Annotated in this window: 19 protein-coding genes and 1 pseudogene; 7 read left to right on the top strand and 13 right to left on the bottom strand. The window is 65.6% G+C overall.

Annotated elements, in window-relative coordinates:
• Window positions 1–111: 111 nt before the first annotated feature.
• Window positions 112–543 carry an Lrp/AsnC family transcriptional regulator gene (locus tag IB227_RS17190; protein WP_132864220.1) on the bottom strand — a complete coding sequence of 144 codons (432 nt, stop codon included), beginning with the start codon at window positions 541–543 and terminating at the stop codon, window positions 112–114.
• A gap of 118 nt (window positions 544–661) precedes the next feature.
• On the opposite strand from IB227_RS17190, the gene IB227_RS17185 reads away from it, so the two are divergent.
• Window positions 662–2,158 (top strand): aminotransferase class III-fold pyridoxal phosphate-dependent enzyme, encoded by a 1,497-nt coding sequence (locus IB227_RS17185; RefSeq protein WP_192288398.1) that lies wholly within the window; start codon window positions 662–664, stop codon window positions 2,156–2,158.
• Between the two features lie 122 nt (window positions 2,159–2,280).
• On the opposite strand, the gene IB227_RS17180 is transcribed toward IB227_RS17185, so the two are convergent.
• From IB227_RS17180 to IB227_RS17165, 4 genes are all read right to left on the bottom strand, one after another.
• The gene (locus tag IB227_RS17180) at window positions 2,281–3,693 is read right to left on the bottom strand and encodes an efflux transporter outer membrane subunit (RefSeq protein WP_192288397.1); all 1,413 of its coding nucleotides are present in this window, start codon (window positions 3,691–3,693) and stop codon (window positions 2,281–2,283) included.
• Window positions 3,687–4,424 (bottom strand): SDR family oxidoreductase, encoded by a 738-nt coding sequence (locus tag IB227_RS17175; protein WP_192288396.1) that lies wholly within the window; start codon window positions 4,422–4,424, stop codon window positions 3,687–3,689. The genes IB227_RS17180 and IB227_RS17175 overlap by 7 nt, the downstream gene beginning before the upstream one ends.
• Before the next feature lie 112 nt (window positions 4,425–4,536).
• Window positions 4,537–7,707 (bottom strand): multidrug efflux RND transporter permease subunit, encoded by a 3,171-nt coding sequence (locus IB227_RS17170; protein ID WP_192288395.1) that lies wholly within the window; start codon window positions 7,705–7,707, stop codon window positions 4,537–4,539.
• A 110-nt stretch (window positions 7,708–7,817) separates the two neighbouring features.
• On the bottom strand, window positions 7,818–9,014 hold the full coding sequence (locus IB227_RS17165) for an efflux RND transporter periplasmic adaptor subunit (RefSeq protein ID WP_192288394.1): 1,197 nt from the start codon (window positions 9,012–9,014) through the stop codon (window positions 7,818–7,820).
• Between the two features lie 531 nt (window positions 9,015–9,545).
• On the opposite strand from IB227_RS17165, the pseudogene IB227_RS17160 reads away from it, so the two are divergent.
• Window positions 9,546–10,472: pseudogene (locus IB227_RS17160) on the top strand (LysR family transcriptional regulator); the annotation flags it as partial.
• A 472-nt stretch (window positions 10,473–10,944) separates the two neighbouring features.
• Here the strand turns inward: IB227_RS17160 and IB227_RS18585 are convergent.
• The 5 genes from IB227_RS18585 to IB227_RS17140 form a co-directional block, all read right to left on the bottom strand.
• On the bottom strand, window positions 10,945–11,091 hold the full coding sequence (locus IB227_RS18585; RefSeq protein WP_318639559.1) for a DUF429 domain-containing protein: 147 nt from the start codon (window positions 11,089–11,091) through the stop codon (window positions 10,945–10,947).
• A complete protein-coding gene (locus IB227_RS17155; RefSeq protein ID WP_263863723.1) occupies window positions 11,049–11,660 on the bottom strand; it encodes a DUF429 domain-containing protein in 612 nt (203 codons plus the stop codon). The genes IB227_RS18585 and IB227_RS17155 overlap by 43 nt, the downstream gene beginning before the upstream one ends.
• Window positions 11,661–11,806: 146 nt before the next feature.
• Window positions 11,807–12,580 (bottom strand): hypothetical protein, encoded by a 774-nt coding sequence (locus tag IB227_RS17150; RefSeq protein ID WP_192288392.1) that lies wholly within the window; start codon window positions 12,578–12,580, stop codon window positions 11,807–11,809.
• Window positions 12,581–13,024: 444 nt separating this feature from the next.
• On the bottom strand, window positions 13,025–13,819 hold the full coding sequence (locus tag IB227_RS17145; RefSeq protein WP_192288391.1) for a hypothetical protein: 795 nt from the start codon (window positions 13,817–13,819) through the stop codon (window positions 13,025–13,027).
• A 375-nt stretch (window positions 13,820–14,194) separates the two neighbouring features.
• A complete protein-coding gene (locus tag IB227_RS17140; RefSeq protein ID WP_192288390.1) occupies window positions 14,195–15,082 on the bottom strand; it encodes a restriction endonuclease in 888 nt (295 codons plus the stop codon).
• A 217-nt stretch (window positions 15,083–15,299) separates the two neighbouring features.
• On the opposite strand from IB227_RS17140, the gene IB227_RS17135 reads away from it, so the two are divergent.
• Window positions 15,300–15,779 carry a VOC family protein gene (locus tag IB227_RS17135; protein ID WP_192288389.1) on the top strand — a complete coding sequence of 160 codons (480 nt, stop codon included), beginning with the start codon at window positions 15,300–15,302 and terminating at the stop codon, window positions 15,777–15,779.
• Between the two features lie 199 nt (window positions 15,780–15,978).
• Window positions 15,979–16,443 (top strand): hypothetical protein, encoded by a 465-nt coding sequence (locus tag IB227_RS17130; RefSeq protein ID WP_132864233.1) that lies wholly within the window; start codon window positions 15,979–15,981, stop codon window positions 16,441–16,443.
• A 498-nt stretch (window positions 16,444–16,941) separates the two neighbouring features.
• Here IB227_RS17130 and IB227_RS17125 read toward each other — a convergent pair whose 3' ends face one another.
• The gene (locus tag IB227_RS17125; protein WP_192288388.1) at window positions 16,942–18,096 is read right to left on the bottom strand and encodes a fatty acid desaturase; all 1,155 of its coding nucleotides are present in this window, start codon (window positions 18,094–18,096) and stop codon (window positions 16,942–16,944) included.
• 3 nt (window positions 18,097–18,099) lie between these two features.
• Window positions 18,100–19,161, bottom strand: coding sequence for a ferredoxin reductase (locus IB227_RS17120; RefSeq protein ID WP_192288387.1), 1,062 nt, complete (start codon window positions 19,159–19,161; stop codon window positions 18,100–18,102).
• A gap of 94 nt (window positions 19,162–19,255) precedes the next feature.
• Between IB227_RS17120 and fabR the strand changes: the two genes are divergently transcribed.
• Window positions 19,256–19,918 (top strand): HTH-type transcriptional repressor FabR, encoded by a 663-nt coding sequence (gene fabR, locus IB227_RS17115; protein WP_132864236.1) that lies wholly within the window; start codon window positions 19,256–19,258, stop codon window positions 19,916–19,918.
• An 82-nt stretch (window positions 19,919–20,000) separates the two neighbouring features.
• Here the strand turns inward: fabR and IB227_RS17110 are convergent, their stop codons facing one another.
• A complete protein-coding gene (locus tag IB227_RS17110; RefSeq protein ID WP_192288386.1) occupies window positions 20,001–21,104 on the bottom strand; it encodes a DUF1615 domain-containing protein in 1,104 nt (367 codons plus the stop codon).
• A 186-nt stretch (window positions 21,105–21,290) separates the two neighbouring features.
• On the opposite strand from IB227_RS17110, the gene IB227_RS17105 reads away from it, so the two are divergent.
• Window positions 21,291–22,265 (top strand): hypothetical protein, encoded by a 975-nt coding sequence (locus IB227_RS17105; RefSeq protein ID WP_192288385.1) that lies wholly within the window; start codon window positions 21,291–21,293, stop codon window positions 22,263–22,265.
• Window positions 22,266–22,328: 63 nt separating this feature from the next.
• On the top strand, window positions 22,329–22,841 hold the full coding sequence (locus IB227_RS17100; RefSeq protein WP_192288384.1) for an N-acetyltransferase: 513 nt from the start codon (window positions 22,329–22,331) through the stop codon (window positions 22,839–22,841).
• The last annotated feature ends 242 nt before the right edge of the window (window positions 22,842–23,083 follow it).

Below are 23,083 nucleotides of genomic sequence, written 5' to 3'. Positions count from 1 at the left end.
GTGCGGGGAGCCGGCTATTGTAGCCCCCATGCGGTTTTAGGCTGGTAGGCGGCCCGGCCAGCGCCGGGAGACCGGGCCCCCGGCCGGGCATGGTTCGGCGCTGCCTGCCCTTCAGCGCTCGAACTTGGTCGACAGGATGATCGCGCTGGTCGTGCGCTCCACGCCGTCGATGGCGCCGATGGCATCGGTGACCACGTCCATTTCGCCGACGCCGCCCACCACCACCATCGCGATCAGGTCGTGGTTGCCGCTGACCGAATGCAGCGAGCGCACTTCGGCGATGTCGCGCAGCGCCTTCACCACCGCCGGCATCTTCTTCGGCAGCACGGTGATCAGCACATGTGCACGCACCTGGCCCTGCTCGTAGTCCTCGTGGGTGCGCACGGTGTAACCGGCGATCACCCCCTGCTGCTCCAGGCGGTCGATGCGGCTCTGCACGGTGGTCCGCGAAAGCCCGAGCCGGCGGGCGATCTGGGCGGTGGAGGCGCGCGCGTCCTCGCGCAGCACGGACAACAGGCGTTCGTCAGCGGCGGAAATCTTCACATTGCAAACCAGATTCGTCGATTCGACGAAATTACCCGAAAATCTGTCCAGTTCATATCTGCCATATGTCCAGAATCTCCAGATAATGGATATATACAAGTTACTTCTGGAGATGAGCATGACCGTACTCGGCCCCCTCGCCCCGCTTCGCGCGCACGCCGGCACCCGCCTTACCCAGGGTCTGGACGATGCCAGCGTCGAACGCCTGGCCACCGCCCATCCCGATCTGGCCCAGGCCATCGCGGCTGCCGCCACCGAATACACCCGCATCAAGGACGAAGCCGCCGACCTGCTGGATCTGGACGAAAAGGACCAGATCGCCGCGATGCAGGCCGGTTTCGTCAATTTCTACGCCGATGACGCCGTGGTCCCGTACATCGCGCTGGCCGCGCGCGGCCCGTGGGTGATCTCGCTCAAGGGCGCGGTGCTGTACGACGCCGGCGGCTACGGCATGCTCGGCTTCGGCCACACCCCGGCCGACGTGATGGACGCCGCCGCCAAGCCGCAGGTCATGGCCAACATCATGACCCCGAGCCTGGCCCAGCGCCGCTTCACCAACGCCATGCGCAAGGAGATCGGCCACACCCGCGGCGGTTGCCCGTTCACCCGCTTCATGTGCCTGAACTCCGGCTCCGAGGCCGTGGGCCTGGCCGCGCGCATCGCCGACATCAACGCCAAGCTGCAGACCGACCCGGGTGCCCGCCACGCCGGCGCCACCATCAAGCGCGTGGTCATCAAGGGCAGCTTCCACGGCCGCACCGACCGCCCGGCGCTGTATTCGGACTCCAGCCGCAAGTCGTATGACCAGCACCTGGCCAGCTACCGCGGCGAGAACAGCGTCATCACCATCCCGCCGTACGACGAAGCCGTGCTGCGCAAGGTGTTCGCCGATGCCGAAGCCAACAACTGGTTCATCGAGGCCGTGTTCCTGGAGCCGGTGATGGGCGAAGGCGACCCGGGCCGCGCGGTGCCGGCCAGCTTCTACAAGGCCGCGCGCGAGCTCACCCGCGAGCACGGCAGCCTGCTGCTGATCGACTCCATCCAGGCCGCACTGCGCGTGCACGGCACGCTGTCCTTCGTCGACTACCCCGGCTACGAAACGCTGGACCCGCCGGACATGGAAACCTATTCCAAGGCCCTGAACGGCGCGCAGTTCCCGCTGTCGGTGCTGGCCGTCACCGAGCATGCCGCGGGCCTGTACCGCAAGGGCGTGTACGGCAACACCATGACCACCAACCCGCGTGCGCTGGACGTGGCCTGTGCCACCCTGGCCCACCTGTCGCCGGACGTGCGCCAGAACATCCGCCTGCGCGGCGAACAGGCCGTGCAGAAGCTGGAAGCCCTCAAGGCCAGGCTCGGCGGCCTGATCACCAAGGTACAGGGCACCGGCCTGCTGTTCTCCTGCGAGCTGGCCCCGCAGTTCAAGTGCTACGGCGCCGGCTCCACCGAAGAGTGGCTGCGCATGCACGGCGTCAACGTGATCCACGGTGGCGAGAACTCGCTGCGCTTCACCCCGCACTTCAACATGGACGAGGCAGAGCTGGACCTGCTGGTCGACATGGTTGGCCGTGCGCTGGTCGAGGGCCCGCGCCGCGAGCAGGCCAACGCTGCCTGAGGCCTGCTTTTCCGGCCTGAAACACGAAGAGGCGGCCATTGGCCGCCTCTTTCGTTTGCTGCTCCCGGGTTCGGCGCCGATGCCCGCTTCCATCGCGTGCATCAGCGCCCGTGGTGCACGGCCTAGCGGCTCGCCAGCGGTACCTCGAACTGCCCGGCACCGCCCAGCGCCTTGTACACCGACACCACGTTGACGTTGACCGTGGCCTCGGCCGCGGCGAGCGCGTCGTCGGCCGCGAGCTGGTTGCGCTGTGCATCCAGCAGCGCCAGGAAGTCCTGTGAGCCTTCCCGGTACTGGATCTGCGCCAATGCTTCGGCCCGCCGCGCCGCCTCGGCCTGCTCGGCGATGATCGCCAGGCGCGACTGCTCCTTGGCATAGCGGGTCAGCGCATTCTCGGTGTCCTCCAGCGCCAGCAGCACCGTCTTCTCGTACTCGGCGGCGACACCATCGGCCTGCGCCTTGCTCGCACGCAGCCGCGCACGCACGGTACCAAAATCGAAAGCGGCCCAACTGATCGACGGCGTCAGTGACCACGCCTTGTTGTTGCCGTTCACCAGGCCGTTGGCATCGCCGCCGAGGAAGCCGACGAAGCCGCTGACGCTGATGCGCGGGAACAGGTCGGCCGTTGCCACGCCCACGCGTGCCGTCGCTGCGGCAAGGCGGCGCTCGGCCGCGCGCACGTCCGGGCGACGACGCAGCAGGTCGGTGGTATCGCCCAACGGCAGGGCCTGGGCGAAGGCCGGCACCTCGCGGGGCTGCAGCAAGGCGTCCAATGCCTCCGGACGCTGGCCCAGCAACACCGCCAGGCGATGCCGCGACTGCACTTCGGACACTTCGAGCAGCGGGATGTCGGCCTCGATCGCCTTCAATCGCGCGCGACTGCTCTGCACGTCCAGCTCGCTGCCGGCCCCCAGCTTCCAGCGGGTTTCGGTGAGCTGCTGGGTGTCGCGCAGGTTGACCAGCGTCTGCCGTGCCACGGCGATGCGCTTCTGCGTGCCGCGCAGTTCGAAGTAGTTGCGCGCCACTTCCGCAGCCACGGTGACCTGTGCATCGAGCAGGTTGTCACGCTCGGCGCCCAGGTCGGCGCGCGCCGCCTCGGCGGCGCGACGCTGGCGACCGAACAGGTCCAGCTCCCAGCCCGCGTCGAAGCCCAACTGGTAGGTTTCACTGAACACCCGCTCGCCGCCCTGGCTCGCATCCGGCTGCTTGCGCCGGTCCTGGCTGCCACCGGCGGTGACGTGCGGCAACTGGTCCAGCCGCTGCTCGGTGAACGCCGCGCGCGCCATCCGCACGCGTGCCATCGCGATGCGCAGGTCCAGGTTGCCGGCCAGCGCGCCGTGCATGAGCTGGGTCAGCACCGGGTCATTGAACTGCGACCACCAGTCAGCCACCGGCGACACGCTGCTGAACGCCGGGTCGGCCGTGCCCTGCAATTGCACTGGCTGCACGGGCGGTGCGGTGTAGTCCGGGCCGACGGTCATGCAGCCGGCCAGCAATGCGCTGGCCACGGCGACGGTCAGGCCACGCATCACCATGGCAGCACCTCGCCCAGGTAAGTGAAGCTGCCGGTGGGGCCGTCGTTGCCGATCAACGCCATCTGCACGCTGGAGCGCGCGCCTTCGCCCACTTCGATCTCGCCTTCGCCACCGTTCATGTCGGTCTTCACGTAACCGGGGTGCACGGTGTTGACCTTGATCGGCGTGTCGCGCAGCTCGTAGGCCAGGCTCAGCGTCCAGCTGTTCACCGCCGCCTTGGAGGCGTTGTAGGCGGGAATCTTGAAGTCCCAGATCCCCGACGCCGGGTCGGCGTGCAGCGTCTGCGAGGCCAGGATGCTGGAGACGTTGACGATGCGACCGGCCTGCGAACGCTGCAGCAGCGGCAGGAATGCCTGGGTCACCGCGACCAGGGCGAACACATTGGTATCGAACGTGCGCTGCCAGGCATCCAGCGGCTGCGCCGACGGTGCCACGGCCGGGTCCTCAAGCAGCACGCCGGCGTTGTTGACCAGGATGTCGAGGCGGCCATGGCGCTCGGTGACGTGCTCGACCGCGATGGCGATGCTGTCGGCGTCGGCGACGTCCAGCTGCAGCGCTTCCACCGGCAGGCCCTCGGCCTGCAGCTTCAGGACCAGGTCAACGGCCGCCTGGCGCTTGCGACCGGCCAGCAGGGTGTGCACGCCCGCCTGCGCCAACTGGCGCACGGTCTCAACACCGATGCCACGGGTGGCGCCGGTGACCAGCGCGATCTTTTGGTTGTGGTGGTTCATGGGAAGCCTCGGAGGAGAAATTCGGGAAGGAAACAGGAAGGGAAACAGCTACCGGGGCGGTCACGGCCCCTGCCTTGGCAGGGGCCGTCATCCGTGCCCGGGCAGGTCGGGCTCAATGGTGGATCGTCGGTTCACCATGCTGGACCAGCTTGCCGCCGCCGTTGCGGGTCACCAGCTTGCGCAGGGCCACGTAGAACACCGGGGTCAGGAACAGGCCGAACAGCGTCACGCCCAGCATGCCGGCGAACACCGTGATGCCCGTGACCGAGCGCACCTCGGCACCTGCACCGTGCGAGAGCACCAGCGGGATCGTGCCGGCGATGAACGCGATCGAGGTCATCACGATCGGGCGCAGACGCAGGCGGCACGCTTCCAGCGCCGCGTCGACGATGCCCTTGCCGCCCATCTCCAGCTCGCGGGCGAACTCGACGATCAGGATCGCGTTCTTGCACGCCAGGCCCATCAGCACCACCAGGCCCACCTGCACGAACACGTTGTTGTCACCGCCGGTCAGCCACACGCCGAACAGGGCCGACAGCAGCGTCATCGGCACGATCAGGATCACCGCCAGCGGCAACGACCAGCTTTCGTACAGCGCGGCCAGCACCAGGAACGCCAGCAGGATCGCCACCGGGAACACGATGAAGGCGGCATTGCCCTGCGTGGCCTGCTGGTAGCTCAGGTCGGTCCATTCGGTGGTCATGCCCACCGGCAGCACCTGCCCGGCGATCTCGGTCAGCTTGTTCATCGCCTGCGCCGAGGACAGCACGCGCGGGTCGGCCTCGCCGGCCAGGTCGGCGGCCGGGTAGCCGTTGAAGCGCAGCACCGGGTCCGGGCCGTAGGTTTCCTTGATGGTCACCATCGAGCCGATCGGCACCATCTCGCCGCGATCGTTGCGGGTGCGCAGCTTGCCGATGTCCTCCACGCTGTCACGGAACTGGCCGTCGGCCTGGGCGATCACCTGCCAGGTACGACCGAACTGGTTGAAGTCGTTGACGTAGGCCGAGCCCAGGTAGGTCTGCAGCGTGTCGAACAGTTCGGTCAACTGCACGCCCTGCGCCTTGGCCTTGACGCGGTCCACCTCGGCGTCGAGCTGCGGCACGTTGGCCTGGTAGCTGGTGATCGGGTAGCCCATGCCCGGCGTCTGCATCACCGCGCCCTGCATGGTCTGCACCGCGGTCTGCAGCGCACCGTAGCCCAGGTTACCGCGGTCCTCGATGAACATCTGGTAGCCATTGCCGTTGCCCAGGCCAAGGATCGGCGGCGGCATCATCGAGAACGCGAAGCCCTCCTTCAGGCCGGCGATCTTCTGGTTGATCTCGGCGTTGATCTCGGCAGCGGTCCGCCCATTGCGCTCGTTGAACGGCTTGAGCGGGATGAACGCCACGCCGGTGTTGGGCGTGTTGGTGAACTGCAGTGCGTTCAAGCCGGGGAACGAGATGGTGTGCGCGACGCCGTCGGTCTCCTTGGCGATCTGCGCGACTTTGCGCAGCATTTCATCGGTACGCGCGATCGACGCGCCTTCCGGCAGCTTCACGCCGGCGATCAGGTACAGCTTGTCCTGGGTCGGGATGAAGCCCGGCGGCACCAGCTTGAAGATCACGCCGGTGCCCAGCAGCAGCACCGCATACACCAGGAACACCGCGCCGCGACGACCGAGGATCTTCGACACGCCGCGCTCGTACTTCTCCGAGCTGGACTTGAAGAAGCGGTTGAACGGGCGGAACACCCAGCCGAACAAGCGGTCGATCAGGCGGCTCGGGGCATCCTTGGCGGCACCGTGCGGCTTGAGCAGGCGCGCGGCCAGCGCCGGCGACAAGGTCAGCGAGTTGATCGCCGAGATCACCGTGGAGATGGCGATGGTGACGGCGAACTGCTTGTAGAACTGGCCGGTCACGCCGGACAGGAACGCCATCGGCACGAATACCGCGCACAGCACCAGCGCGATCGCCACGATCGGCCCGGACACCTCCTTCATCGCCTGGTGCGCCGCCGCCGTTGGCGACAGGCCTTCCTCGATGTTGCGCTCCACGTTCTCCACCACCACGATAGCGTCGTCGACCACGATGCCGATCGCCAGCACCAGCCCGAACAGGCTCAAGGTGTTGATCGAGAAGCCCAGCAGGTACAGCGCGGCGAACGTACCGACCACCGACACCGGCACCGCGATCAACGGGATGATCGAGGCACGCCAGGTCTGCAGGAACAGGATCACCACCAGCACCACCAGCGCGATGGCCTCCAGCAGGGTGGAGACCACGGCCTTGATCGAGTCACGCACGAAGATGGTGGTGTCGTACACGGCCTCGTACTTCACCCCGGCCGGGAAGGTCTTCTGCATCTGGTCCATCGTGCCGATCACCGCGTCGCGGATCTCCAGCGCGTTGGCACCCGGGGCCTGGAAGATGCCGATGCCCACCGCGTTCTTGCCATCCAGCTGCGAGCGCAGGGTGTAGTCACCGGCCCCCAGCTCGATGCGCGCCACGTCGGACAGCCGCACCACTTCGCCGTCGGCACCGCTCTTGAGCACGATGTCACCGAACTCCTGCTCGCTGCGCAGGCGGCCCTGCGCGTTGATCAGGGTCAGGAACTGGCTGTTGGGCATCGGCTCGGCGCCGAGCTGGCCGGCGGACACCTGCACGTTCTGCTCGCGCATGGCGCGCACCACGTCACCGGCGGTCAGCCCGCGCGAGGCCACCCGGTCCGGGTCCAGCCAGGCGCGCATGGCGTAGTCGCCGCCACCGAAGATCTGCGCGTCGCCCACGCCGGGAATGCGGGTGAGCGCATCCTTGACGTGCAGGCGGGCGTAGTTGCGCAGGTACAGGGTGTCGTACTTGCCGTCCGGCGAGGTCAGGTGCACCACCATCAGGAAGGTGGGCGACTGCTTCTGCGTGGTCACGCCCTGCCGGCGCACGTCCTCGGGCAGGCGGGCTTCCGCCTGGGCCACGCGGTTCTGCACCTTCACCGCCGCCGCGTCCGGGTCGGTGCCCGGGCGGAAGGTGATGGTCATCTGCAGCACGCCGTCCGAGCCGGCCACCGACTTGAGGTACATCATGCCCTCCACGCCGTTGATGGCTTCCTCCAGCGGCGTGGCGACGGTCTCGGCGATCACCTTGGGGTTCGCGCCCGGGTACACCGTACGCACCACCACCGACGGCGGCACCACTTCCGGGTATTCGCTGACCGGCAGGATCGGCAGCGTGATCAGGCCGGCCGCGAAGATGACGATCGACAACACCGCCGCGAAGATCGGTCTGTCAATGAAAAAACGTGAGAAATCCATGAGGGAAGTTCCTTGAAGTAGCCAGCGATGGCGTGCAGCCACCCTGCCCTCGCCCGTGGTGGGCGAAGGCGCGTGGCCGGCACGGCGCCGGCATCAGACGAAACCGGAAATCAGTTCAGCGCGGCGGTCTTCGGCCCGGCCGGCAGGGGCTGCATCGCCACCGGCTTGGCCTGCACCGGCATGCCGGGCATGAAGACCTTCTGCACGCCGTCGACGATCACCTTGTCACCGGCGGCCAACCCGGCCTCGACGATGCGCAGGCCATCGGCGGTACGGCCCAGCTGCACGTCCTTGCGCTGCGCCTTGCCGTCCTTGTCGACCACGTACACGTACTTGCGGTCCTGGTCGGTGAGCACGGCCTTGTCATCCACCAGCATGGCCTGGAACTGGCCACTGCCGAGCAGGCGCACGCGTGCGAACAGGCCCGGGGTGAACTGCCGGTCGGCGTTGTCCAGCAACGCGCGCACGCCGATGGTGCCGGTGCTGCGCACGACCTGGTTGTCCAGGAAGTCCACCTTGCCCTCGTGCGGGAAGCCCTGCTCGCCGGCCAGGCCGATCTGCACCGGCAGGGCCTGGTCGCGCTCGCTCGGCCGCTCGCCCTTGCGCGCCATCTGCGCATAGCGCAGGAAGGTGGCCTCGTCGGCGTCGAAATAGACGTGCACCGTGTCCAGCGATACCAGCGTGGTCAGCACGCTGGCAGCATCGCCGGCCGTGACCAGGTTGCCGGCGGTGACCATCGCGCGGCCAGCGCGACCATTGATGGGTGCACGCACCTTGGTGAACTCCAGGTTCAACGCGGCCGCGTCCAGCGCCGCCTTGGCGGCCTGCACGTCGGCCGCGGCCTGGTCGGCCGCCGCGCGCTTCTGCTCCCAGGTTTCGGTGGAGATGGCCTGCTGCTCGGACAGGCGGCGGGCACGCTCGGATTCGCTGCGGGCAAGCGACGCCTGCGTCCGCGCACGTGCCAGTTCGGCATTGGCCTGCTCGTAGGCAGCCTGGTAGGTGCGTGCATCGATCAGGAACAGTACGTCACCCTTCTTCACTTCCTGGCCTTCGACATAGTTGACCTTGTCGATGTAGCCGGACACGCGCGGGCGCAGCTCGACGTTCTGCACCGCCTCCACGCGGCCACTGAACTCGTCCCACTGGTTGACCTGCTTGACCAGCACCGGGGCGGCATTGACCTCCGGCGGGGGCGGCATGCCCGCTTCTTCGGCGTGGCCGCCACTGCAGGCAGCCAGTACGGCGATGGCCAATGCGGAGAAGCTGGCCAGCACGACACGTCGTGCGGTGGGGAATCGGGGCGTCATTGCGTTCATGTCATCCATCCAGAACAGGGGGAGAAAGGGAAGCGAAAGAGAAGCTGAAAGCGCGGGTGCTGCGGTAAGGCTGGAAAAGAGGGGCCGGCATGCCGGTTGCTGCGCGTGGGGCCGTGCATTGCGTCGCTGGACGCGCGTGGCCGACGCATTCAGTGTCCCGCCTACGGAAATTTTTCTCCCACCTGCGGGACAAACCGCATCAGTCGGTGCCACATTGCAGGGACAAGGCGCTGCACCCGGCCAACCGGACGCGCGGCCACATCGGCCCCGTCGGGGAAAGCAAACTCCAATGAATTCAGGCTTTTGAACGAAACGCGCGCGTCAGTGATCAAGCCTGGCGCGGCTTGGCGGCGGATCCGGCGGAAGCTGGGAAGGTGGCGCAGACGCATGGCTGCAAGTCCGATCTGTGCGGAGCTGTGCAAGGTACGCCTCCAATCCATACTTGATTAGTACGGATTCAGGGGAATAATCATCCCGTCGCCGGCACAATCCCGCTGCCGCTCCCCTGAAGAGTCCCCCTCGATGGCCAACGACCTCAACGACACCCTGATCTTCGTCAAGGTGGTTGAACAAGGCAGCTTCACGGCCGCCGCCCGGCTGCTCGGGCAACCCAAGACCACCGTCAGCCGCAAGGTGCAGGAGCTGGAAACCCGGCTGGGCGCACGCCTGCTGCACCGGACCACGCGCCGTCTGGGCCTGACCGAGGCCGGCACCGTCTACTACGAACATTGCCAGCGCATCGCCCGCGAACTGGAGCAGGCCGAGAGCGCGGTGAGCCAGTTGCAGTCCGGCCCGCGCGGCTGGCTGCGCTTCACCGTGCCGTACTCGGTGGGCACCACCTGGATTGCGCCGCTGCTGGGCCAGTTCCAGGCCCAGTACCCGGAACTGCGCGTGGAGATGCACCTGGGCAACGAAACCCTGGACCTGATTTCCGGCGAGATCGACATGGCCCTGCGCATCGGCCCCTTGCCCGATTCCAACCTGGTCGCGCGCAAGCTGGGCACGCTGCGCACCCAGGTGTTCGCCAGCCCGTCCTACATCAAGCGCTACGGCGAACCCCGCCACCCGGACGAGCTGCAGTTCCATCGCACCCTGTCCGTGCGCAAGCCGCACAACGCCAATAACCGCTTCACCTGGCCATTGGCCGAGGCCGGCGGCGAGATGCGCGAGTTCGTCGTCAATCCGCTGTTGCTGGCCAATGACACGGCCGCGCTGAACAGCATGCTGGTCGCCGGTGAAGGCCTGATGCTCAGCAGCGACGTGATGGCCAAACCCTACGTCGAGTCCGGCATGCTGCGCCGCGTGCTGGCCGGCTGGACCGGCCCGGAGTACGACTTCAACGCCGTGTTCGCCGGCGGCGGCATGGTCTCACCCAAGGTGCGGGCATTCATCGACTTCCTGGTCGAGAAGCTCAACTTCGACGTCAACTACATGCTGCTGCAGTGCCCCAACGCCGGCCGGCTGGCCGAGTTCATCGAGCCCTCCAAGCCGCGCGGGCTGGAACTGCCCGACGGCCGCGTGCTGGAAGTGCTGGAAGCCTGATCCGCACGGCGAGCAGTCATCGTCGGCGTCGCCCGGCTGACATGGTTGGCCCGTAGCCACCATGCCTCCCTGCCGCCGGAACCATGGTTTCCGGCAATGGGTCCGGCAACACATCGGGCATAGCCCCGGGAGACGAGGCGCCATGCCAGCCAGCACGAGCGCCGCTCACAAGCTGAAAAACGTGGGGGCTGGCTTTAGGGCAGGTCGCGACTTGGGGGAGCAAGCACTCGTTTCTGCGGCCGCTGATTCCGGGTAAGGCCGCAGAATCTTGAAGCTGCAAATAGCGTCGCTCAGAGATTGCCGGGACTGCAGCTTCCGGTAAAAATGGGGGCCAAGTGGAGGCACACGAGATTCGACGCCCCGTGCTTTAAACGCAACGTTAGTACCAGATCGCGGTAGCCAGACCGGTGGCATCGGAAACGGGTAGCGTCGGCAAAGAAACGGCTTCCCCCGCGGCGACGCGTTCCGCACTCCAAAGAGCAACTAAAGCGTCGAGTACGTCGTCCTTGGCCGCTTGCCGACGCACCCCGATTGCACAAGTCGTGCGACCTGTTCGGAGCCAAACACAGGCGACAACAACTCGGTTCGTATGGCAGCACCGTCCTGCGACTTCTTCTTGAACGCCAGCCCCTTTCCTCGGCCACCGTTCAGCGCGGCAAAGGATACCTCGGGATGAATTTCCCTCACCATTGCGCGCGCCAGGGTGTCCGACCGCATCAACTCATCCCATTCGCGGATCTTGGGCAGGATGGCGAACGATTGCGAACCAAAACCGCGCCCGTCAATCTCCTTGTGCCTACGTGATGCCTCGGGTTGTGAGGTCGCATCAAGGATGCCTCTGACCGGCGAAGAGAACACGCTGCTGGCCCGTCGGCCTCCCACAAACTGTCGCGCCTCAACGTCTGCCCGTCGCCCGCCGTACTCCGACAGACCGATTGGAATGTCCACCGCGATAACCCGCGCCTGCCGATGCGCATCCACAAGAGAACGTGCACTGCGGTACACGCAGTGCGTCAATGCGGCTCCCGCCCACCAGACGGCAATCCAACCCGACTTCGCCCCGTCCACTCCCACGCAGTTTGGTTCGCGCTTCATCGCCCGGCCTCCAATCATGGTGCTCAACTAGCTGAATTAACCGCATCACCAACCCAAATGGGGAGACTGGCGTACTACGGCCAGAAGCGACCGTTCAACTCCGGAACTGAGCCGACCCGCGTAGCGGCGTCGGCTTGAATGAATTGTTAGCTCCCTGGGGCCTTGATACCAGCCTTTTCTAGAAGCTCAGAAACACTGAATCCATACAACTTTGGGAGCGCAATTCCTTCAAAGTCAGGGAAAATCTGCGATGAGAATTTGCGCCAGTCGCCGAGTAGGTTATGTGCGACGGAGTACAGCAGGATACCGTATGTGGTCGGCCCCGCCTTCGCGTAGGGAAGAACACGCATCTCATCAATCTTGTGCGTGCTTGTCTGGTAGGAAATGACCAAGCCTTGTCTATGCAGGATATTGAAATCAGTGTCGTACTTGATGCCAATGCCAGCGAGTTCGCTCAAAGCAAACCAAGTTTCCCTACTTTGCACTTCGGCAGCCTTCCCAACATTGATATGTTCCTGGCCAGCAACAAGAAGTTTGTTGAGGGAGTTGTACAGAACATAGTGAAGATGCAGCTGCTTGGCGGATAGTGACTTTATGGTATCGAGCAACTGAATGGCATCGTCGCTCTTTCCGTCGGTTGTTCTGGACGACGCGAGAATTCCACCGAAGTACTCGGCGCAGACTTCCTCGTCGGTGAAAGCGCCGTTCGTCAAAACGTCGTGGGCGATGCGGAGATTTGCGCTCTTGCCATCCTCGGGATCTTCGATCTTCTTGTACGCCTTCTCGATGATCTTGTCTCGACCCTTGGAGTAAAGACGCTTGAGATCATCACCGATCTCGGTGAGTACTGGGCCTAAGGTCTTCTGAAGTGCCCATTCCCCCGGCAAGGCGATTGAAACCTTCTTATCGTCGTCTGTCATCTCTCCCTCTAGGAAGCTAATTACCTAATAGACGGCCCCATTGGTCCGGTTATAAGACTTATCCACAAAGCACCTGTGGTGGGCTCTCCCCTTGATACAACACGATCTTAGGGCGGCCGGGTCCGGCTAACAAGCCAGCGTATAACCGGACCCAGCGGTAGGCTCGGCGGCCGCACCAATGGCCGCTATGGGTCGCATGAGGCCCTACCACCACAAGCAGCCGTTCGCCATTGCCTGAGCTGGGTCACGCCAAGTACAAGACATGCGGCCTAAGTCAAAGGTAAGGCCACATGTTATGGGCCGTGATTTGCGAGCTAATCGCTGGCACTGAGTAATGGTCGAGAAAACCCGATTGCAACCAAAACCAAGCGACTTCAAAAGGACGACCATGAGTATCCTCGCACCGACTAATCGCGAACGGTAGCGCCTTGGTCAACACACTGGTCAGCCGTCCAAATCCACGGGATTGATCTGGCCGAAACTGTAGTCGTCAACATCATCTGCTCCGACCACTTCGTCTGCGGTCGCTAGGCCATCTGCATGCATAGCATTGGGGCTATGGAACAGCCTTCTCCCGCTCGATTTCAGCCCTGACAACAGGAAGGCCGGATGTACGTCCTGGCAACCCAGAAGGCTGATAACCTTACCGGTGCTGCGTACAAGCGAGAACTTCGCCGAGGCGTTCCCCAGCTCAGGAACTATGGCGCCAGCGTCGCCATCCAATTGAAGATCGCAGGATGCATTGGAGTCATCCGAGATAAATGCATCCATGTAAGGCGCATGCCACAGCTGGGTTATTACCACGTAATCCCGCGGCCATTTCCCAGCTTTGAACGCATTCATGATTTCCATCTCAATACGGTGAACATCCCTGATCCGCGGCTCGAAGGCCTTCGCTGCCCTTAAGACAAAGGATCCCTTCTTCGAGAACTGCACTCCGAGCCCCGCTTTTCCAACGGGCACACCGGCCAGGAATTGCTTGGTATCGGCTGTCGTTTGGACAGTAATGCCGACACCCTTGCTCGATGTGAAATTCATGGGGGTTGGGGACAGGTCTTGGACTACGTCCGTCAGCGGGTTAAACGCGATCCCCATGTCCTGAAGGGTGCTTTTCGGGACAAACATATAGCCATCCAAGGATCCCACAGTTCCAAGGGTAAGGGCAGCACTGGGTAGCCAGTGTGTGAAGTAATTGGTCTCTTTAGCGAAGGTCTTGGTGTAGAGCTTTTCAAGCGACATATCTCACTCCTAGATAGTTGTGAAAAGACGTGCTGGCAAGAACCCTGCGTATGGCGTAGCCCGTGTTATCTACAGACGGATATGTCATCGACTCTGAGACAGCCGCCGTTGACCGATGTCACATTGAATGACACGCCGCCAACCAGCTCAATGCCCCCCCCCAACTATCCAGAAGCCTAATCTCGGAGTCCGATCATTCGACTTGTCCACGCGGATATAGGCGGGCTTTCCCCTTGATACAGCTCGATCTTAGAGCGGCTGTGTCCCACTAACAAGCCAGGACCCAGAGATAACGCTGGAGACCCCACGGACCCCAATCTGGCGCCAACTAAATGTCCGCTATGGGCCGAAAGCCGACAAACCATTCCCACCGCCCTACTCATCCCCCGCCAGAAACCAAACCGGTTTCAATGGCAGCCTGCGCCGCGCACCATCGTCCAGCTGGCCATAATGTCGCGTCCACAGATCCACCAGCCGGTTGGCATCGATCAATGTGATTCGGCGGTGGCTTTGGCGCGCTTCCAGGTCGGCATCCTTGGTGAAACCTGACAGGGCCACGAACAGGCCCACGTCGCCCTCGCCCAATACCGCCATGAAGCTGCGCAGCCCCATGACGTCGATCCGGGGAGAGTTGGCATTGCGCTTGACCTGCACCTTGATGCGCGGCGGGCGGGTGCCCAGCGGGTCGTTGTAGGCAATGACGTCGATGCCGCCGTCCTTTCCGGGCGGCGCAATCCATGCGACGTGGTAACCCATCGCGATGAGCAGGGCCCCGACCAGTTCCTGGAACTCATACGGCGGCATGGCGGCCAGGTGGGCCTCGATCTCGGCCCATGCCATTTCCTCGGCCTGCTCCAGCGTGATGCTGGCCGATTTCTCCACGGCCTCATCGTCGCCCTCCTCCACCTCCGCGACCGGCTGGGCTTTCTTCCACTTGTGGTACAGCCGCACCGCCTCGCGGTAGAACTGCTCGCCATCGGGATACTGCTGCAGCGCCTGCGCGCCTTCGCTGGTCACCGTCCAGATGCCCTTGTCCTTCACCAGCCAGCCGGCCTTGACCGTGTCCACGGTGGCGAAGCGCACGATCTTCTCAAAGCGCCGTCCACCGGTGGGGTAATCACCTGCCTCGTAAGGTGTCAGCTGCACCTGCGCGGCCAGGGCCGCCAAGGCATCACCGGCCTTCATGCCGTCCGGCTGGGCCTGCAGGATGCCAAACAGCTTGCGTATCAGTTGGCCGGTTCGGGCCTTGGTTACTTCCGCCATCCTTTCCCCCGTGGACTCCTGTCCGGTTGCGGCACCCGTCCGGAAATGCGTTTCCGGCCCCGGCGGGTGTGGTTGTTTTTCCGGATTCTAGCCGGGGATCTGGCTCGGGCGCGCGGGTCGGCCGTCTGGCCTGTCGGATTCACAGCCCAGGCCACGCCTACGACGCGGGTTGAAGGGTTGCTGTGGTATGCCGGGGGCCCGTTGATGGAGGTTTGCCATGAACAGCAAGAACACGATCTGCCTTTGGTATGACGGCACGGCGCTGGAGGCGGCGACGTTTTATGCCGCCACGTTCCCCGACAGCAAGGTGAATGCCGTGCATCGCGCGCCGGGGGACTACCCCGCCGGCAAACAGGGCGACGTCCTGACCGTGGAGTTCACGGTGATGGGCATCCCCTGCCTCGGTTTGAACGGCGGCTCGGCCTTCAAGCACACCGAAGCGTTCTCGTTCCAGGTGGCCACCGAGGACCAGGCCGAAACCGACCGGCTGTGGAATGCCATTGTCGGCAACGGCGGCCAGGAGAGCGCCTGCGGCTGGTGCAAGGACCGCTGGGGCCTGTCGTGGCAGATCACACCGCGCGTGCTCAGCGAGGCGATCAGCGACCCCGACCCGGCCGCGGCCAAGCGGGCGTTCACCGCGATGATGGAGATGACGAAGATCGACATCGCCAGGATCGAGGCGGCACGCCGGGGGTGAGGCACGGGATTGGATCGGTTGGCGCGTTTGTTCCCGCGACGCACGCGCTTCGCGGCCATGGCTGCCCCTACGGGAAGTGGGGGTAGCCTCTTAGGATGAAGGGCGGTGTTTTCCCGGCGGCAACGATGCTTCGGGCGGGCAAGGTGGCGATGGCCGCGGCGAAAGCGGCCATCCCCTTGATCGAAAAGGACGACCGACGATGCAGAACCTGAGTTCCCTTCGTTTGACCGACAAGCAGCTGAGCGCATTGGATGCCGCACTGACCGAATTGGAGGCACAGCTGGTGGGGCTGGTGGCGATGTCCGCCGCGCAGCGCAAGAAGCTCTCGCGCATGGGCAGCAAATCCGAAGCCTTCTGCCGGCAGACGTTGCATGTACTGGCGCAGAACCCGCAGGTGGTACCGGCGACGTTGAGCATCGCCGAGGCCCTGTCCGACCTGGACACACTGGACCGCCTGCGCCCCCGCCTGCAGCGCATCCTGCGCCTTGCCGAACGCGCCTCCGATACCGACATCGCCCTGCGCAGCGACGTGATGCGCTGCGCCCTGGACGGTTACGCCCTGCTCAAGGTGGCCGGTCGCAACCAGGGCCTGGAAGCCCTGCGGCGCAATCTGGGCAGCCGCTTCTCCAAATCCTCGCGCGGCGGCAGGTCTTCCCCTTCGTGAAACCGTACTGACGGGGCTGCCGTCACCGCTCCAGCGCTAGACCGCGAAGAGGCCGCCCACGGGCGGCCTCTTTCTTTGGCAGGGATGTTGCGCGCCCGGGCGTCGTATCGCCGGCCCTGCCCTTCATTGGCCCGGCCGGTGCTTCAACGGTCAACGTGTCGGCCTCACACGTGCCGCTTGAAGCGGCATGGGCCACGCTCCCGGTGGCAGACGTGCCACGTGTGCTTGCCGCGCGCACCTTCAAGGGGCATGGATGCCGTTACGAGCGCCATGGATGGCGAAAAAAGTGGCATCGTTGCCGGTTCATTCGCCACCGCTGGCGAAAAGAGCGGCATCGCTGCCGGCGTGTGCGGCATCGATGACACAACTCACGGCACGGGCGGCGCTTCCGGGGCAATCAACGCCCCGGTTTGGTGCGTGGCTTAGGACGCATGCGAGATTACGGCCGCTGACGAACGCTGGCTTGGGGGGATTACCAAGCGTAGGCGATTTCGCGGACTACGCCGCGCCCACCGATGGAGCATTGCCAGGCGGCTCGGCGGGCTCGGCGGCTACCAGCGGGCGCTCCGGGGCCGGGCGGCTCGGGAAGGCGTGACGCAGGATGCGCCAGACCACCTGGCCGAACTGCTTCGGCAGTGAGCCGGTGTTGTAGTGCTGGCCGTAGCGGGCGCAGATGGCCTTCACGTCCACCGCCATCGCGGCGTACCGGTTGGCGGGGATGTCGGGATAGAAGTGGTGCTCGATCTGGTGGCTGAGGTTGCCGGTCATCACGTCCAGCAACCGGCCGCCGGCGAGATTGGACGAACCGCGCAACTGGCGCAGGTACCAATGGCCGCGCGTCTCGTTGCGGATGCAGTCCTTGGGGAAGGTTTCGGCGTCGGCGGTGAAGTGGCCGCAGAAGATCACCACGTACGTCCACACGTTGCGGATGACGTTGGCCAGCAGGTTGCCCAGCAGCACCGGCAGGAAGAACGGGCCGGCCAGTGCCGGAAACAGCACGTAGTCCTTCAGCAGTTGCTTGAGCATCTTGCGGCGCACCGGCCTGGCCTGCGCCCACAGCTGCCGCAGCGTGACCTTGCGGTTGAGCAGGCGGCCCACGCGCAGGTCCTGTATGGCGATGCCCCACTCGAACAGCAGCGCGAACACCACCGCCACGAACGGCTGCGCCAGGAAGAACGGATGCCAGCGCTGCTCGGGGAAGATGCGCAGCAGCCCGTAGCCGATGTCATCGTCCAGCCCGCGCACGTTGGTGTACGTGTGGTGGCGGAAATTGTGGGTTTTGCGCCAGCTCTCGGCGGTGCCGACGATGTCCCACTCGTAGGTCTTGCCCTGCAATGACGGGTCGCCCATCCAGTCGTACTGGCCATGGATGACGTTGTGCGCCAGCTCCATGTTCTCCAGGATCTTGGACAGCGCCAGCAGCACCACGCCGGCAATCCAGGCCGGCACCAGCACGCTGTGCACGAATGCCCCCAGGAACAGCAGCGTGCGCCCGGCGACGCCGGTCCAGCGCACGGCCGCGACGATCCTGCGGATGTAGCGCGCGTCGGCGGCGCCCAGCGAAGCCAGGTGCCTGGCGCGCACCGCGTCGAGTTCATCGCCGAAGGCCTGCAGTTCGGCCGCGGACAGGGTGCGGTTGTGCACGGAAGACATCGGTTACAGCTCCAGGGCGAGATCGGTACTGGCGCTGTTGACGCACAGCTTCAGCGGGGTGGACGGTTCGGCGGCGTAGTCGCCGGTCAGCGTATGGCGGGTGATGCCGGACACCTTGTCGCAGACGCAGGTGTTGCAGATGCCCATGCGGCAACCACTGGCCGGCTGGATGCCCTGGGCCTCCAGCGCCGCCAGCAGGGGCTTGCCGCGCGGCAGCGTCAACGTGCGACCGGTCCGCAGCAGCTGCACCTGCACGCTGCCCTGCTCGATGTCCGGCAAGGCCGGTTGGCTGAAGGCCTCGCTTTCGAACTGGGCAACCTGGCCCTGCAGGCGTTGCCGTGCCGCTTCAACGAACCCGGCCGGCCCGCAGGCCAGCACCCGCGTGGCCGCCGGTGCATCCAATGCCGCGAAGTCGTGCGCATCCACGCGCGCCGCGGACGCGGCCGCATCGCGGGTCAGCAACAGTTGCAGGCGGAAGTGCGTATGGCGGGCGGCAAGCGCCTGCAGCTCCTCGACGAAGCACAGCTCCTCGCGGCGACGCGCCCAGTACAACAGGTCCACGGCCACCGGCATGCCCTGCGCATCCAGCGCCTGCAGCAGCGAGCGCATCGGGGTGATGCCGCTGCCGGCGGCCAGCAACAACAGGCGCTGGCCTGGATCGGTGCGCAGGGTCATCTCACCAAAAGCTTGGCCCAGCGCGATCACGTCGCCTGGCCGGGCATTGCGGGTCAGCCAGGTGCTGGCCTTGCCATCGGGGATTGCCTTGACGGTGATGGCCAGGCGCCCATTGGGCAGGACGGTCGGGCTGTAGCTGCGGGTGACCATGCGGCCATCCACCTCCACGCCGACGTTGATGTGCTGGCCCGCCTGCACCCCGGCGAAGTGCCGGTTGGGTTGCAGCTCCAGGGTCACCGCATCGGCGCTGGCGGCGTTGCGGGCCACGACACGCGCCAATGGACGGCGCAGCGTCCACAGGCGATTGACGCGGGTGGACCAGAAATCGAAGAAGCCCTCGCTCAGCCAGGGGATCTGGGGGGGCGTGGCATTACGGTAGACAGCACTCATGGCGACGAACTATACGGCCGAGCATACAGCTGTGTATACACTCGTATATTCACCATACCGGCTATGATTCACGAATCCGTCCATCCTGCCCGCGATGACCCGTCCCGATCAGCCCTTGACCCACCACGACGACCAGCACCCGGCACGCAAGGCTTCGATCTCGCGCGACGACCTGCTGGCGGCGGCGTTGGCGCTGATCGGCCCGCATCGCAGCGTGTCCACGTTGAGCCTGCGCGAGGTGGCCCGCGAAGCGGGGATCGCCCCGAATTCGTTCTATCGCCAGTTCAGGGACATGGACGAGTTGACCGTGGCCCTGATCGACCTGGCGGGCCGTTCGCTGCGCACCATCATCGGCCAGGCCCGCCTGCGTGCGGCCGACAGCAACCGCGGTGTGATCCGCCTGTCGGTGGAAACCTTCATGGAGCAGCTGCGCGCCGACGACCGGCTGATGCACGTGCTGCTGCGCGAAGGCACCGCCGGCTCGGACGCCTTCAAGCAGGCGGTGGACCGCGAGCTCAACTATTTCGAGGACGAGCTCAAGGTGGACCTGGTGCGCCTGGCCGCACTGGACGGTGCCACGCTGCATGAGCCCGCGCTGGCCGCCAAGGCCATCACCCGCCTGATCTTCGCCATGGGCGGCACCGCCATGGACCTGCCGGAAGAGAAGGACCCGGAGCTGATCGAGCAGATGTCGCAGATGATCCGCATGATCATCACCGGCGCACGCGTGCTGGGACGCAACCCCGTCCGCGCCTGAGCGGCGCAGCCTTGCCCGCCTGCGCACCCGCGGGCAGGCCACCACCCTCGCCTGCCGCAACACCCACCCGAACCTGCCACGGTCAGCGCTGCAGGCACTCCCGGTAACGTCCGTCCACGCGGTTGGCGAACCACTCGGTGGTCAGCTCGCGGGTGATCTTGGGGCTGTCCAGGCGGATGCCGGGGATCACCGCGCGCGGCAACGGCTTGCCGGCCCGGGATTCGGCCAGGGTGAACACGCGCTGGTGCAGCGGGCTCTCGCTGAAGGCCAGTTGGTCCGCCTGCTCCAGCGCCCGCCGGATGCCCCGCTCGTCCATTCCCAGCGCCGCGCCCAGCTGCCGCACGGCACGCTCGGTCTGGCCCGGCGCATCCAGCGGCGCCCCCGGTGCCAGCAGGTCACCATCCAGCGCCAGCGCCTGCCCGGAGGCAACCGCCACCGCGTTCTGGAAGGCCGCATTGCGGCTGGCATACCAGCCGGCGTTGTAGTCGGCGAACCGGTGCACCTTGCGGGTATACGGCGTTTCATAGCCCAGCAGGTGCATCGTGCCGAAGTACACGCCACCGCGCCGGCTGAACACCTCGTCGCGGATACTGGCCTGCACCGGGTACGGATACCCCTGGGCATGCGCCTGCGCGAAGGGGATGCTGACCTGCATCGCGCCACCGGTCTGCACCGGGTTCTTGCCGGCGAACAAACGCTGCCCCAGCGGCACGCGGTCGATGATCTCCTCATACAGGCGACTGAGGTCACGCTCGGTACGCACCCCCGCCAGCTTGTCACCGTAGCTGCGGCCATCGGTTGCCTTGATCCGCAGGCCGGCATCCACCAGCAGGCCCGGGACATGCAACGCCGAGGCACGCCGGTCGATCTCCTGGCGCGCGATGCGCGGCAGGTTGGCGACGGCCGGATCGGCGCGATACCCCGACTCCTGCTCGATCACCGCCAGCACCGCGCAGATGTTCTCGGCGTTGGGGGCAATGCGCTGCGCGGCGAAGGCCGCCTGTATGTCCGCCGCCCAACCGGCACGGTCCGCGGTCCGCGCAGGGATGCGACGTTCGATCTCGTTGCGCACCACGTCCGCCGGCGGCCCCGGGGCGGGCGCCGGCACCGTGCTGCAGGCAGCCAGGACGCCCATCGCAACCGCCCCCAGCAGGACACGGTGCAGGGGCAGCGGCAAAACGGGCATGAAAGCGGCATTCACAGCGGGCATCCCGGATACATGAAGGTCGAACTCAGCGTGCGTGCGATGCCCGGCACAGTACGTTGCCGGCCCCCACCGCGCCACAGCGCCGTCTTCATGATCGCCGCCGCACTGTACGGGCGGCGCTCGGCTGCGGTATCTATAGCGCTCGTGTTCCCACGGATGGACCGCATGACACTTCCGCACACCCGCCCCCGCCTGCGCTGGCTGGCCGCCGTCGCTGGCGTCCTGATCCTTGCCGGTTGCGGTGAGAAGACCGAGCAGGAGCAGCTGGAGGCATTGCGCGACAGCCTGACCTACACGCAGTACCGGCGCCTTTCGCACCACGGCCTGCCCGCCTCCTACAACGCCTGGCGCGAGGGCATGCGGATGGCCGGCAGCGAGCCCACGCCGGAGCTGACGCCCGATACCGAATGCATGATCCATGGCCTGCTCGGCTACAGCGCGCTCAGCGCCGACCGCAGCACCATCGCCATCGCCGAATCGGACATCGTCGATGCCCTGCCCGCCTGCAGGGACTACGCGCAGATCAGCGCCGCCCTCCGTTCGGTGGCCTTCCATCGGCGGGAATGGCCGCAACTGGCCGAACAGCAGAGCGAATTCGCGATCAACGGCGGCAAGACGCTCGACGCTGGGCAGGCCACCGAGGCACGGATGCGGATGCTGATCGTGCATGCCGCGTTGGGTTACAAGGCCATCACGGACAAGCGCTGGGACCGCGCCCAGGTCCATATCGACGCGATCGCGCTGAGCCTGAAACAGCCGTGGCTGTCGGAGCTGGGGCGCGCCGGTCTGGCCATCAACAACGGCGACGTGCGCGAAGGGCTGGTGATGCTCAAGCGCCTGAGCGAGAACCCGCAGGTGCCACCGGAAGCGCGCGCCTATCTGGGTGAACTGATCGGGCAGATCGAGGCCGAGACCGGCGACGTTGATTCCAGCCTGTGGATGGCCAGGGTGTTCACCAAGGTGGTCTGGGGCGAGATCAAGCGGCACGGGCCGGATGGGCTGGCCAGCCTGATGGAGTTCGTGGACCAGCAGAGCGCGAAGGTCGACCAGTTGATGGGCGACGGCAAGGGCATGCTCGACGGCTGGTGGCAGTCGGCCAAGGAACGCCTGCGCAGCGACGGCAAGTCGTTCGACGACTGAGCCGCGCCTGTTTTCTTTCTTCCCGGGGCGGTCATCCGCCCCGCAACGTTCTGGATGCATGGCATGACGTTTCATATCCGCGACGAGCAACCCGCCGACATCGACGCGATCCACCGCCTGACCGAGGCTGCATTCGCCGAGGCGGTCCATTCCAGCCATACCGAGCAGTTCATCGTTGCCGCATTGCGTGCGGCCGGGCAGCTGACGGTGTCGTTGGTGGCCGAGGAGCACGGCGCGCTGATCGGGCACGTCGCCGTATCGCCGGTGGTGCTGTCATCGGGCGACGCCGGCTGGCATGGCCTGGGGCCGATATCGGTCCGTCCGGATCGCCAGGGCCAGGGGATTGGTACGGCGTTGATGCGGGCGGCAATTGATCGCCTGACGCAGCTGGGCAGTGCCGGCTGTGTGCTGCTGGGGGAACCGGGGTACTACGCGCGGTTCGGCTTCAAGGTAGTTCCGGGACTGGAACTGCCGGGGGTTCCGCCGGCGTACTTCCAGGCACTGCCGCTGGCCGGCACCGTACCGGCGGCGCAGGTGCACTACCACGCGGCATTCGAAGCAACGGCATCCCCGTAGGAGCGGCCTCGGCCGCGAAGCCACGACTCCTGCGGTCTCGCAGAGCTACCCCTCCCCTGCCCTCCCCTTCGCTGCGCGAAAGGGAGGGAGCGCAGCACCGGCGCTCATGCACTCCGTAGGAGTCAACTGTCTTTACCATGCTGCTCTGAAGCGGCTTTCCAAGGGGCATTGTCGCGGCGCATGGCATTAAGACGGGTGAGGTATTTGCGCATGCATGCCGTTACTGCGAGCTTTTTGGGTTT

Source organism: Stenotrophomonas sp. STM01 (assembly GCF_014852135.1).
In the GTDB taxonomy this organism is placed as follows: domain Bacteria; phylum Pseudomonadota; class Gammaproteobacteria; order Xanthomonadales; family Xanthomonadaceae; genus Stenotrophomonas; species Stenotrophomonas capsici.
Note: the sequence above shows the minus strand (reverse complement) of the source record. Positions and strands in the feature narration are given on the sequence as shown.